The following is a 15,074-nucleotide window of genomic DNA, read 5'->3' on the forward strand; positions in this document are numbered from 1 at the left end:
AAAAAACAGCTTCTTTTAGAAGCCGTTTTTTTATGCGACACTGTGAATGTTTTTACTGAATACCTTCCGTGAATTTTTGTATTTCTCCAAATCGGGGACTTAGCGGAGAGAAAAACTGTGTGACCATAGCCCCATGTTTTTTGTTGAGAATAATGAGCTTGGCTTCCGGCTGAAATTCCAGTAGTTTTTGATGAAACAAGTCATTGTAATAATATAAGGAAGGGATTGTTTTGGTTCCTAAAAATGTGAGAATAGGCGGTGTGTTTTCGTCTAAAAAATAATAAGGCGAAGCATTCTTCCATTCTTCACGGTTTGTAGTCCAGGTCACATCATAATAAGCTGTGTTAGTTGGTGGATTTTCCTGTAAGTACTTAAACTGGTCTAAACCGGCAGCGTCATCCAGAATGATTCCTTTTATGTAAGCTGTATTGTCCATATATTTTGGATTCATCACTGCTAAGGCAGCAAGATGACCGCCTGCAGCGTGCCCCATTAAAAAAATACGATCAGGATTTCCACCGTAATTTGCGGCATTTTCGTGTGTCCATTTTATAGCTTTAGCGATCTCCAGAGTCATCTGGTCGTAATTTGCATACGGACTCAAGGTATACCCGGGAATAACAGTAACATAATCTTTAGCGGCAAAATTTCGACCCAAAATAGAATAGGTTTCTTTGTTACCGCTGTTCCAGTTTCCGCCGTGAACAAAAAGAAGCACATCGTGTTGCACTAAAGAATCTTTAGGTTGAAAAATGTTGAGTTGGGGTTCTTCAGCAGAAGCCGAATAATCAGCATCCAGATAGGTGATATCTTCTTTTTTTACCGAACCACAACCGGTAAGTATACTTATGATTAAGGCAAAAAGAAATAGGTGGTTTCGCATAGTTTAAGTTTAGTTGCGTAAGCAGGGGATTCGTTTGAAGTTTGAGTACAATGTATCAAAATCAAAGGACTTTTGATTTTAAGTAACGCATAAATTATTCAATCTTGATTATGGAGTAACGAAGAGAATTAAACTTTATTCTCATACTTCTCGCGTATATAGTTTACAGATCCTGTACTAAATTTTTCTAAGATGTTTAGGTGTATGTCTTCCAGTTTGTTGAGGTCTAAGCAAGGGGCACCGGTCTTATGTTTTCCCAGTTGAGTTAGCAAATTTGCAAACTTCTTAAATTCCGGCATACTGTAAACCGAAAGATTCTGCTTACGTGGAGAAAAACCGATTGAGAAAAAATCGCTTGACGACCGCTGTCGCATGTATAAGGATAACTACAGTGGTATAGCCTTTTCTTGTTTGGTGCTGCCTATATGCTCTGCATATTCTTTTTGTCTTCCGAGTGTAATTTTAATAGGGCGGCATTGAAAAACCAAACCCCAAAATGATTTTTAAATCTGCCCAGTCCTGCAACGTTTTTGCCATCTACGGTGTACACGGGAGCATTCCATTTAAAGGTTTCTACAGTTCTGTTTGTTTAAAAACGGCTCTAAATGTTAACAGCATATTTTTAAAAGTATGCTCTTGGTCAAAATACCGCTCTATTTTGCTGGGTTCTTTCCTAATTTCTGCGTTAAAATAATACCGAAATTCAGCTTGAAATATTAACGATAAATTTAACTAAAAGTGAAGGATTATTTTGTCAAACCAATCAAATTTCAGCATACATTAGTATTATAAAATCATTGAAAACAATGGCACAAAATAAGTCATCTAAAAAGGCTGCTCCAGCAAAACAGGCTCCTAAGCCTGCTGCTGTAAAGCCTGTGAAGACTGCTTCTAAGAAGAAGTAATCTTAAGTATCTAAGGGCATCCAGGATGCAGCCGATATATCTAAAAAAGAAAAGCCACTTAAAACGTGGCTTTTTTATTGGCACCGCCAGAGGGTTTCATGGGATCAAGCCTAATTGTTGGGGACTGAGCAAAAATTGTAGTCAATCTGTATAGAATAGAATGTTGCATTTTTCACTCTCCTAAATCGACTTCTAAATGCACCTTCTTCTAACCTATTCGCATAATCTCGTATAGCTATTCATACACTATTGATAAGATAGGAATACTTAGAGATAACCCCAAAATCAATCCACAATCAAACCATATTCACCCACAGATTTTGTGGTAAAGTGTGGTTGCAGTGTGGTTTCACTGTGGTTTCAGTGTGGTATCATTATGCTTTTGCATAGAAGGAAGGATCAAGCCTCAATGAAGTGTCCAGAGGGTTGATTGAAAACTTATTGGAGCAACGGGAACCGGTAAATTTTTGAATGCTGCTGCTGAAGGCTTAATTGCCGGACTCATATAGAAATTAAAGACCAGCTATTCACACCTGTGTACCTAACTACATTTAATCGTTTTTATCAATATCTGGATCCCGATAGCCTGATTCGGTTTTTAGAAACCAATACCACCTCCAGAAAACTAGCAGATGCTTTTTTATCAGTGGGGAGGATTCTGAGCGTCAGACAGCAGGGATGAAAAGTACCTTAGCCAGCGCCTTAAAACACATCCGTATTCAACGTATTTTTTATGCCACTTTCTGCTGATGAAATACCTCTGAATATCAGTAGTACTGACCATCCACGCATACTCTCCATTGTAAATAATCCCAAATAGATAGTCCATACCCGTATCAAACAAAGGAGCGTTCGTGAGCAACAACCTTCTTTTTTTAATGATGGAAGTTCCTACCATTCGGTTACTCCATATGCACCGAATTCCGGCAAGCTTTAGGACTTATGAAGTTGCAATCTTCTATGGGATGCAGGATAAAATTCAGAATGATATGATGCCAGCAGGGCCATTCTGACTAATTTATCCTATTCGTTCTTTGGTAAAGCCAATGACCCGGATACTGCTGAATGCTATGAACGCTTTTTTGAAATCATCAAAAAAACCTACAACTGCTATGAAATAGGGGAGATAACCTGGAATTTGATACTCGGTTAACCACTGGAGAGAAAGAAAAACCAAAGACTAGGGCGGATGCTTTCTTCCGCTTACAATCAAGAGAATTTAGTACTGATGCTGCTGGTACCGATGAAAAAGTACATTTTACAAAAAATACTCCCCTAGAAAACAATCACAAAGCTTACAAAACTATACGGAAGCTGATTTCTAAATTGAATTTTGAAATCATTCACAAACCAGTACGCAATTACTTTTCTTAAAACGTGAACAACAGGGGATAGGATAAGAATTAATACGTTAAAAATTAACAGTTTTAAATGTATATAGTACATAATAAAAAACGTTTTCGTACGTAGTATATAATGCCCGAAAATCTTCTAGGAGTTTCCATAAATACATTAAAAATGAAACAAATTGAATATTTAGAAGAAGAACTACAAAAAATTCCCAAAGGCTATGTATTCTCCCTTACCGACTTAAAAGGCTTGGCATTAAATCAGGATAGTGTACTTAAAAATTTAAATCTTTTAGCAGCACAAGGTGTCTTAAGTAAACTAGCCAAAGATCGTTTTTACAAACCCCAACAAACCAATTCAGGAGTCTCATTACCAGATCACTATCAGGTGGTAAAGGATCTTTTAGAAGTTGATGGTCAACTAACCGGTTATTTGACCGGTACCAGTATTTATAGCGGTTTAGGTTTGACCCTTCAGCCAAGTACAAGAATTCAGATCGGAGTGAAAATTAGAAAACAACCCATTAAAAGAGGTGTGTTTAAAATTTCATATGTAGTGCAGCAAAATGAAATAACTCCATATTCTATACCTTTTTTGCAAGTATTGGATGTAATTAAAAACATCAAAAAAGTACCACAAAGTTCTACGGATCTAATTTGTTTTAACTTAACCCAGCTCTTAACTGAATTGAATAAATGGGAGCATAAAACACTTCTAAAATACGTATTAAACTACTCCCCAAAAACACGAGCGTTAACAGGAGCACTACTTCATAAAATAGGGTATTTAAAACAAGAAGATTTTGAAATTTTAAAAGCATCTTTAAAAAAGAATACGAGGTATACCTTTGATATCGCTAAAAAGATTTTACCAAACGGCTCAGAATGGAATATTTACTAAGTAATTAATGCTTTGTTAGAGACTTGAAATATCATTTTGGAAAGTTTTAATCCATAATTAAGAATGTTTTTTATTCTTGGCTTAAGAGCTTTATTTTTTTATAAAAAATAATAATTTAACACACTTTTTGTAAAATTTTATATATTTGAAGGCTTTTGTCGATTCAAAAAGTTGTTAGTCGTCTTAAATTTTTAAAAAGGGTGTTATTCCCCTTTTTAGAGAATATCATATCCATAATTTTATGAAAGATAAATACTAATCAAAAAAGAACAGATTATGGAACCTTTTATTGGACAAATTCAACCTTTTGGATTTAATTTTGCACCCAGAGGATGGGCTAAATGTGACGGTCAACTTTTAGCGATATCTTCAAATACGGCTTTGTTTTCACTTTTAGGAACTACATTTGGTGGAGATGGCAGAACTACTTTTGCGCTACCTGATTTGCGTGGTAGAAGTATCGTTCATATTGGACATGGCCCCGGCTTATCTACAATTACCTGGGGGGAAAGAGGCGGAGTAGAGCAACTTTATCTTAATCAAGCTAATATGCCTTCTCATTCTCACGCCTTAATAGATGGTGTAGCAAATGTAACGGTAACAACTACAAATAATGAGAGTGTAACTTCAGAAACTGATGGAGGAGCCAATGTATTGGGTACCTCAGGCAGTATGCCGGAAATTTACAGAGAAGATGGAACACCTGGTGATAAATTAGGAGGGGTACACATTTCAGGTACCACTACAACTAGTGGAGGAAACATTCCTGTGGAAATCAGAAATCCTTTTTTAGGAATCAATGTATGTATTGCTGAATTTGGCATCTTTCCATCAAGAAGTTAGAACTAATAAAGGGATTGTTTCAATTGGAATAATCCCTTTTTTTTAAGTGTTATGGGTTTACACATAGGAGTTTTACTACCTCAATCAAAAGAACATTCCAGTTTAGGAAAAGATTTTGTTAACGGTTTACGTTTAGGTTTAGCAGGAAGTGATTTTAACTTAGAAGTTGAAGGCATTGGTTTTGGAAGTAATTCAGAAACCGTGATTAATGCGATTCAAAAATTAACGAATCAGTATGAACTCTCTTGTCTTACGGGGATATTGGGGCACACCGGGCTTTCCCAAATCTTAGATCATGTTGAAGGTGCTGGGGAGCCTATGATCTATGCTGATTTTGGAGCAACGCGTCCATTAGACTTATCAGAGCGAAAGCATATTTTCTGTAATTCTTTAGATCTGTATGGTGCTACAGAATTATTAGGAAGCTATTTTCTGGACAACAACTTACTTAAAGTTGCCACATCAACTTGTTATTACGAATCGGGTTATGGCTTTATAGATGCTATGAAGCGTACGCTTTATAGGGAGAACAGCGGAAGCTTTGCCGGACACTTTATTACACCGCTAAATCCCCGAGAGAATGAAGCGCAACTCTTAAAAGAATTTGTAGATGCTACTTCACCTGATGTGCTCTTTGCATTTCATAACGGCACCTTTGCCAAAGAACACGCCGAATTTTTAGCAACAAGTAAAGTACATAAAAACACACCACTATACACGCTCCCTTTTACCGTTACTTCTCAGGTTTTAGATTTATTCCCGGCTCTTTTTGATAAAACCCGAACCGTAAGTTCGTGGTTGTTGGAGGATACACCATCGCAAGCTAATATGGATTTTATAAAAAAGTATCTCCAAAAATATAAAAAGAACCCTAGTGTTTTTGCAGTGCTTGGATATGAAAATGCGTTGTTGATAAAACAGAAATCGGAAGGTGCTCATAAAGAAGAATTAAACGGTCCAAGAGGGCTTTTGAAAATAAACTCAGAAACAAATCGAATTGACGTACAGCATCGTTTGTGGGAAATTAACTGGAATAATGAATCTTATGAATATGCTTTAGTTGATTCATTAACAAATTCCAATCCTTATGATTTTCAGGTAAGCGATCCCAATTCGGGGTGGCACAATGCCTATTTATGCGTTTAAATCATAGACAACCTGTACTCTAAAACCTAATATTATCAGTTAACTCATACACTATGCAAAAACTTTTACTTTCGTTATTTTTTTTACTTTCTTTTGCTTGCAATACCGCAAACAGCCAGACTCTTGCTCCCGGAGATATTGCTTTTTTAGGTTATAATACGGATGCAAACGGAACACAAGACCATTCTTTTTCTTGGATTACACTAGAAGATCTATCTGCTGGAACGGTAATCTATTTTACCGAAGAAGGTTGGAATGCTAACGGGAATACATGGTATGCGGGAAACGAAGGACATTATTCATGGACTGCTACAGGAGCAACACCTGCCGGAACAATTATATATGTTTATGAAAATGGTTCAACAAATGTTTTAATTTCTTCTGTCGGCAGTATGTCCTCCCTTTTAAGCGGAACGGGTTGGAATCTTTCGGGAGGTGATAACCTATTTGCCTACCAAAGCACTACCGGAGCGAAGCCCAGCTCTCCTACTTTTTTATCTGGACTGTATGGTGATGATAATTTTGCCCATACGGCAGGTTGTGACGATGCAAATAATTGGTTCGATTGCCAGAACTGCACAGTAGTAGGACAGTCATGTGCTACAACTGGAACTGCTACTTCCGGACTTCCGAGTACGCTAACTAACGGAACCAATGCGATTGTTTTGTTTCCTAATCCATTTAATGAAACGGACAACGCAAAATATAATGGTACGCTAACAGGAACTAAAGCTTTTGTAGCCTCAGAAATCAATAATAGAAACAATTGGGTTTATGATGATTCAAATGCCTATACCATTACCTCAGGAGCATTTAATACACCAAACATTATTCCTCCAAGTAGTACACCAACCATAACTACAACAGTCGCTTCAGGCATCAAAGCTACTACTGCAACCTTAGGAGGGAATGTTACTGATAACGGCGGAGTTGCAGTTACCGAGCGTGGGATTGTCTATAATACCACCGGGACACCCACAACATCAGATACTAAAGTACAGATCGGTTCCGGAGACGGTAGCTTTTCTGATGAGATCACCGGGCTTACCGCTTCAACTACATACTATGTAAGGGCTTATGCTATTAATAATGTAGGTACGAGTTATGGAAATCAGGTGAGTTTTACGACTCTTAATTCTTTTGAACTCCCTACACCAACGGTTTATTTTAATTCCTCTACAGAGTTTTCATCCAACTTCAGTACAGGCCAACCTAGCGGACTGGCTTCGTATGCCGCATCAGGTGGTATTGACAATACTGGAAGATTTAGTACAGGAAATATTACTGCAGCACAGATTTGGACCTTTCACCAACCTTTTTCACCTACTTTGGCAAACTGGAAAATAGGTGCTTTTATGGAAGGTACTTATATCAGTGCATTTGGAATCACAAATAAAAAGGATCCAGAAGTCGATGGTGCATTAGGTCTTCCTGCAAACGATGCAGTTACGGCTTATAGGCCTCATATTGCTATTGGAGCTGGCGATAACAATGCAGGTAGTATGGGTTTTTTCAATACAGGGGATTTAACAACTCTACAGACAGGTCTTAATTTTACTTCCAGATGGCGTTATTGGGAAATGGAAGTCTCCTATTTAGGAGCTAATCAATACCGGGTTACTGCAAGGATATTTAATGCAAATTCTGATGGCACACTAGCATCAAGTACTCCGCTGGTAGAGCAAACACAAACAGTTACTAATGCTGAATTGGCGGGGTCTGCAGAGGCATACCTCTTTATCGGACTGGGAACAACTAACATCACTTCCATAGATGATTTTTATACTTCAACCTACGTAGCACCTTCATATTCACCTCCAACCCTAACCACTTTAACAGCAGCCTCTCTTACCGCTACCACCGCCACTTTAGGCGGCAACGTAACTAACAATGGTGGTGCAAGTGTAACAGAACGGGGTGTTGTCTATAATACCACCGGGACACCCACAACATCAGATACTAAAGTACAGATCGGCTCCGGAGACGGTAGTTTTTCTGATGAGATCACCGGGCTTATAGCTTCAACTACATACTATGTAAGGGCTTATGCTATTAATAGTGTAGGTACGAGTTATGGAAATCAGGTGAGTTTTACGACAGATGCACCTTCTGTTTTATTGAATACTAATCCAACAATCTCGTTTTCAAACGATGATGGTTTTTCAGATTCTAAGGCAGTAGACGGTGAAGGAGGGTCTGTAAATATTTCTGATATAGATATAGAAGCTTATCCCATAAATAGTTCTGGTACAGCTTTGACCGCTGATCCTCTGGAATATCATGATCATGTTGACTGGCCTACATATCCGCCAATCGTTACTTATGGGGGGACCTTACAACATTACGGATGGGCTATAAAGTCTGCCAATGGAGACAATTTCTCATTGGAGAGCTTAGATTTTATGGATTGGGGAACATGGAATCTAACATTTATCATCGAGGCCTTTGATAATGGAAGCTCGAAGGGTGCAATTACATTTGCTGGGAATACCGACGAAAGTTATGTGAACCTATCTCAGTCGGGAATACTTTCCGCGGCTTTTTCTAATGTTGATGAAATACGTATTTACAAGCAGGGAGGAGATAAAACCTGGACTGCACTCAACAATATTGAGGTGAATAGTCCTGTAATTAGTGTGCTTGCTACTGTTACCACCACAGCTGCCTCAGGTATTACCGCCACCACAGCTACTTTAGGTGGTAATGTAACCGACAATGGCGGTGTCAGCATTACTGACAGAGGAATTGTGTACAACACCATCGGAACCCCTAATATAGATGATGACACCAAAGTCCAAATCGGCACTGGCGATGGAAGCTTTTCTGATGAGATCACCGGGCTAACTGCTTCAACAATGTATTACGTACGCGCTTATGCTATTAATAGTGCAGGTACGGGTTATGGGAGCCAAATAAGTTTTACAACCAGTTCAGCAAATAAGAGTCCAATTGTTGATGCCAATACGGGTTTAACCGTAAACGAAGGAGAGACCGCAGGTATTGATAGTGGTAAATTGCATTTTGATGATGAAGAAACAGCGGATGATTCTCAACTTACTGCAACTATTACCGGTGCCGTTGCTTATGGAACCTTATTTATAGATGACAATTTGAATAATACGTTTGATTCCGGGGATGCGGAACTCACGGTAGGTGCGTCATTTACTCAGGATGATATCAACAATGACCGACTTAGATATACCAGTACTACTGATAATGATAGTTCAGACAGCTTTATTTTTACACTAAGCGATCCGGATGGGGGGACACTTACGGATCAAACTTTTACGATTACTATTGTACTGGTCAATGATGCGCCCACTTTTACAGGCTTACCAGCATCTGTTACCGTTACCGAAGATGCTACAGAAGATCCTTTCGATATTTCAGCGGGCACAATCAGTGATGTCGATGCCGGAGGAGGGGAATTAACGCTGAAGTTGGAAGCAACAGGAGGGGTTTTTGATTACGCTACAGGTACTGGTATTACACTTAGCGGTCAGCTTACCAGTGAAGCAACATTCACAGGTAATTTGATTGACTTAAACAATTATATAAATACACCCTCAAATATATACTTTAGACCAGATGCCAATCTAAGCGGAAATGGAGCTGGGTCTGTAGACGTATCCATTAATGACAACGGGAATACCGGATCAGGGGGAGGAACGGATATTTTAATAAGTACAATAAGCATCAATATTACCGCCGTTAATGATGCTCCTTCCGATATACTTTTGGATAATAACAGTATACCAGAAAACGAACCCTCGGGTACGTTAGTAGGCACACTCTCAGCCACAGATGTAGACAATGGCGATACATTTACTTATACGTTGGTTTCGGGCATAGGAAGTGATGATAATTTTGCTTTCAGTATAGCAGGAAATGAACTCCGTAGTGCAGCTGTCTTTGATTTTGATGTACAAAACAGTTATTCCATCCGGATTAGGGTGACTGATGCCGGCGGATTGACTTTTGAAAAACCATTCACTGTCACAGTGGATGAAGTTAATGAAAGTCCATCCGATATTTTGTTGGATAACAGTAGTGTAGCTGAAAATGAAGCTATAGGAACAACCGTTGGGACATTATCGGCTGTTGACCCGAATGCCGGGGATACCTTTGTATATACTTTTGCGGATGGGGCAGGAGATGAGGATAACGATTCGTTTACTTTGACAGGAGATGAACTTCTAACAGGGGAAGTCTTTGATTTTGAAACAAAAAACACCTATACCATCCGTGTTCGGGTGACTGATTCTGAAGGATTGTTTCTGGAACTTCCTTTTAGCATAAGCATTACCGATGTCAATGAAGCACCAACTGTAGTCAATCCTATTCCGAATCAGAATATAGACCAAGATGAGGCATTGAGCTTCCAGTTTGCCATGAACACATTCCAAGATGTGGATGGGGATGATTTGACGTATTCAGCACAATTGTCAGGTGGTGGAGCATTACCGGCTTGGCTCAGCTTTAATCCAGCAAACCGAACCTTTAGTGGAACTCCTTTAAATACGAATGTAGGTACTGTCAGTATTGAGGTGATTGCAGATGATGGCAACGGGGAATCGACAAACGACACATTTGATATAACAGTAGCAAATGTCAACGATATCCCAACTGTATCTAATGCGATTCCGGATCAAACTGCTACAGAGAATGTAGTATTTACCTTCCAATTTGCTGCCAATACTTTTGAGGATATTGATGTTGGGGATGTATTGACGTATTCAGCCCAATTATCAGGCGGTGGTTCTTTCCCTGCTTGGCTGAGTTTTGATCCATTGACTAGGACTTTTAGCGGGACACCGGGAAATGATGATACTGGTTTGATAACTATAGACGTTATTGCGAATGATGGAAACGGGGGAACTGTTTCTGATTCCTTTGAACTCAGCATCCAAGGAGTCAACGATGCTCCGGTCATCTCTACTCCTTTAAACATTTCAGTGTTCGAAGACGAGCCTGAAGCACTAACAGGAATAAGCTTTACCGATCCTGACGCAGGTTCGAGTCCGGTCACAGTGACTTTTAATGTGGGTAGCGGAACTTTAGCTGCCATTTCGGGAAATGGTGTGACTGTTGGTGGTACTTCAAATTCCTTGATTTTGGAAGGGAGTTTATCTGATATCAACGCATTTATTGCCAACGGGGAACTGACATTCACTACTGCATTAAATGCTTCTTCCGATGTGAATTTAAACATTAGTATTACCGATAATGGAAATATCGGTTCTGGTGGTGCATTGACTGATCAAGCTGATGTTACCCTTACAGTCACCGCAGTAAATGATGCTCCTGTTAACACTGTTTCTGGAACACAGCAAATTGATCAGGACGCGGCTTTGGTTTTCTCCAGTGGCAACGGAAACCTGATCAGTGTAAGTGATGTGGATGCAGGATCAAATGAAATACAGATCACACTCACCGCAACCAATGGATTGATATCATTATCTGGTACTGGGGGGCTGACTTTTTCCCAAGGTTCTGGAGTGAATGATGGTACGATGGTGTTTTTAGGGACAATTGATAATATCAATACTGCCCTGGATGGTTTGATTTTTAGTCCTATAGCTGGGTTTAATGGCCTTGCAAGCCTTGCCATGACATCCAATGACCAAGGTTTTTCAGGATCTGGCGGTCCACAAACCGACACGGACGTAGTTTCTATAACTGTAAATTCTATCAATCCAATAGTTACCTTAGTCACAAGCACTGCTGTAAACGGTACCTATAACCTGGAAGATGAGCTCACCGTTTTGGTTGAATTTGACCAGGCTGTTACTGTAAATACAGCTGGAGGAAGTCCAATCCTAACCTTGGAAACAGGAAGTACGGATCGGGAAGCGAGTTACATTAGCGGCTCTGGAAGCAATGTTTTGACTTTTGGCTATACCGTTCAGCAGGGAGATGTCTCGTCCGATTTGGATTATACGGCTACAAATGCATTAGCACTTAATGGAGCCACTATACAGAATATTTCAGGAGATGATGCATTAATCAGCTTGCCTTCAACAGGATCACCCAACTCCCTTTTAGGACAAAAGGATCTACAGATTGATGGAGTGATTCCGGTGATAGCCAGCGTTTCAGTACCAGCTGACCAAACCTACGTGGAAGGGGAAACGCTGGACTTTACAGTCAATTTCTCAGAATTGGTGGCGGTGACAGGCAATCCAGAAATCAGTATAAATATCGGTTCAGAAACCGAGCAGGCCATTTTTGTGTCAGGTTCAGGTTCCAGTGCACTGGTTTTTAGCTATACCGTTCAATCCGGAGATCTTGATGATAATGGAATTGTTGTAGGAAGTTTATCATTAAATGGCGGAACTATAAGGGATGCGGCTGGCAACAACGCCAACCTCACCTTAAATAGCGTAGGGGCTACCGATCAGGTACTTGTGGATGCGGTAGCGCCTAATGGATATGCTGCCTCTTTTGAACTTGGTGCTCAAACAATTATTAATTCATCCAATGTTGAAACAGTTGAATTTGGAGGCTTAGCACTTGAAATCGGCACAATACTAAGTTATGAATTCAGCTCCTCAACCAGCGGAGCACCGATAACGGGGACAGCTTCAGTGACTTCGGAAACACAGATTTTTGATAACGCAGGAGGAGGATTTGACTTAACCTCATTAGGAGATGGAACCATCACCCTGACTATTAATTTGACCGATAATGCCGGGAATGTAGGAGCAGACGCTACAACGACTGTCACCAAAGACGCCACTGCTCCGACAGGTTATACTGTGGCTTGGGATGAACTGCTCATCAATGCCATGGAATCTTCGAATACGTCATTCACTATTTCCAATACAGAAATAAACACAACAGCTAATTATAGTATTTCCAGTAGTGGCGATGGCAATACAGCCACTATCACTGGTTCTCTACCTATCAATAGTGCAACGCAACAAATTCCTGTGGATGTTAGCTCATTAACAGATGGAATTTTAACTATTGAAATCACGTTGACAGACGACGGGGATAATGAAGGAAGTATTATTTCAGCAAATAATGCAACATTAGACCAAACAGCACCTGCAAGTCCTTCTATGCCGGATTTATCAGCTGCCAGTGATACAGGTACAAGTTCTACCGATAATATTACCGCCGACCAAACTCCTACGTTTACCGGAACGGCGGAAGCAAATACTTCTGTAGAAGTGTTTAGCGAAGGTAATTCTCTGGGAACCACCACCGCCGATGGATCAGGAAACTGGAGTTTCACTTCTCCCGCTCTTACCGATGGGACTTATGCAATCACTGCTAACGCAACAGATACAGCAGGAAATGTAAGTGTAACCTCTACTGCTTTATCCATCACTATAGATCAAAACGAATGTAATGCCCAGGCGGATTTCATTTTGAGTCCTACGGAAGGTTGCCAAACTCCATTAACGGTTTTCTTTACGGATCAATCCACCTCTGCAGATGTATGGGCATGGGATTTTGGAGACGGAACTACTAGTTCTGCTCAAAACCCTATTCATGCTTACAATGCTTATGGAGATTTCACTGTAAAACTCACAGTAACAGATACAGAATATGGATGTTCTTCTACCATAGAAAAAGTTTTCTCCAATGATGAGTTGAGCGCTGAGTTTAATGCAAATACAACATTTGGTTGCGGACCCCTGGAAGTTGATTTTGAGGATTTATCTGTTGGGGCAGAAAGTTGGAGTTGGGATTTTGGAGACGGAACCACCTCAACAGAACAGCATCCATCCCATACGTATACGCAGCCGGGAACTTACTCGGTAGTCTTAACTACCGATGGAGGCTCTTGCTCCAAAACAATAACAAAGACCAACTATATTCAGGTTATAGGCCCTGATGTTGACTTTTCTACAGATATCACCGAGGGCTGCGGTCCTCTCACTGTGGCATTTACAAATAACACCATCGCAAGCTCTCCTTCTATAGGATGGGTATGGGACTTTGGAGACGGGACAACTTCTACGCAGCAAAACCCAATACACGAGTATGCTAGCGCTGGAACCTACACAGTCAAATTAACTGTAAATGATTTAGATGGTTGTTCTAGAACCCTGACAAAGACAGATCTGATTCAGGTTAATTTGTTGGAAGCTTCCATAGTGCCAACCAACGTGACATGTAACGGAGGGTCTGACGGATCCATAACAGCCACTCCTGATGAAGGCTTGGCACCGTTTACCTATCAATGGAACAATGGAGCATCAACGGCAAGCATCAACGGACTTTCTGCGGGAAATTACTCCGTGATAATCACTGACACAAATGGATGTTCGGTAACCAAGTCAGTTGAGATTACTGAACCAATACCTGCAGCTCTTACTACCTCTACCCCGTCCTTAATAAGCCACTCAAGCGCAGAACTAGGGGGGGAATTATTAAATGGATTGGATTGTGAACAGGAAACAGGAATTGTCTATGCGACCACTTCCAATCCTGATATCTCAGATACCAAAGTTGCGATGACTTTGACCACTAATCTCTTCGGGGAAGCTGTCACAGGCTTACAATTCAATACGACGTATTACGTAAGAGCCTACAGTACTAACCAAAACGGTATGACTACCTATGGCAATGAAGTGACTTTTACCACGTCGAAAAAGACATTGGAAATCACAGCTGCTGCCGGACAGAATAAAATCTATGGTGATGCAGATCCTGTATTTACCTTTACAGCTACTGGTTTTGAAGGAGGAGATGATGAAAGCATCCTGACAGGAGATTTAGATAGGGTTACAGGTGAAGACGTTGGATTCTATGCCATTCAGCAAGGAACTTTAGACGCAGGAGCTAACTACTCGATTGATTTTACAAGTGCAGACTTTGAGGTCAGGCCTGCCACAGTGGGAGGAGTTAGTTTCGACGATACCAGCTTTACTTTTGACGGAACGGAAAAAAACATCGAAATCACAGGCACACTTCCGGCAGGAACGTCAGTAGCTTATTCTGATAATACAAGAACAAACGTAGGAAGCGAGGAAGCAACTGCTACCATCACAGGTTCGAACTACAATACACTAGTATTGACTGCTGATCTGACG

8 protein-coding genes are annotated in these 15,074 nt (G+C 40.2%); 5 read left to right on the forward strand and 3 right to left on the reverse strand.

Going from position 1 to position 15,074, the window contains the following annotated elements:
* Window positions 1–52: 52 nt before the first annotated feature.
* The 3 genes from BUB91_RS03665 to BUB91_RS21615 form a co-directional block, all read right to left on the reverse strand.
* Window positions 53–883, reverse strand: a complete 831-nt coding sequence (locus BUB91_RS03665) for an alpha/beta hydrolase (protein WP_073097161.1) — start codon at window positions 881–883, stop codon at window positions 53–55.
* A 128-nt stretch (window positions 884–1,011) separates the two neighbouring features.
* Window positions 1,012–1,257, reverse strand: a complete 246-nt coding sequence (locus tag BUB91_RS03670; protein ID WP_073097163.1) for a DUF1801 domain-containing protein — start codon at window positions 1,255–1,257, stop codon at window positions 1,012–1,014.
* 47 nt (window positions 1,258–1,304) lie between these two features.
* On the reverse strand, window positions 1,305–1,433 hold the full coding sequence (locus BUB91_RS21615) for a hypothetical protein (RefSeq protein WP_394342899.1): 129 nt from the start codon (window positions 1,431–1,433) through the stop codon (window positions 1,305–1,307).
* 1,209 nt (window positions 1,434–2,642) lie between these two features.
* Here BUB91_RS21615 and BUB91_RS21620 point away from each other — a divergent pair.
* The 5 genes from BUB91_RS21620 to BUB91_RS21210 all read left to right on the forward strand — a co-directional run.
* A complete protein-coding gene (locus tag BUB91_RS21620) occupies window positions 2,643–2,801 on the forward strand; it encodes a hypothetical protein (protein ID WP_394342900.1) in 159 nt (52 codons plus the stop codon).
* Window positions 2,802–3,306: 505 nt separating this feature from the next.
* Complete coding sequence (locus BUB91_RS03675) at window positions 3,307–4,038, forward strand: hypothetical protein (protein ID WP_073097165.1); 732 nt, start codon at window positions 3,307–3,309, stop codon at window positions 4,036–4,038.
* Between the two features lie 276 nt (window positions 4,039–4,314).
* On the forward strand, window positions 4,315–4,881 hold the full coding sequence (locus BUB91_RS03680) for a phage tail protein (protein ID WP_073097167.1): 567 nt from the start codon (window positions 4,315–4,317) through the stop codon (window positions 4,879–4,881).
* Between the two features lie 51 nt (window positions 4,882–4,932).
* Window positions 4,933–6,027, forward strand: coding sequence for an ABC transporter substrate-binding protein (locus tag BUB91_RS03685; protein ID WP_073097169.1), 1,095 nt, complete (start codon window positions 4,933–4,935; stop codon window positions 6,025–6,027).
* Window positions 6,028–6,080: 53 nt separating this feature from the next.
* The coding region (locus BUB91_RS21210) for a putative Ig domain-containing protein (RefSeq protein ID WP_139250526.1) at window positions 6,081–15,074 on the forward strand (8,994 nt) is incomplete at its 3' end.

Source organism: Leeuwenhoekiella marinoflava DSM 3653 (assembly GCF_900129005.1).
In the GTDB taxonomy this organism is placed as follows: Bacteria; Bacteroidota; Bacteroidia; order Flavobacteriales; family Flavobacteriaceae; genus Leeuwenhoekiella; species Leeuwenhoekiella marinoflava.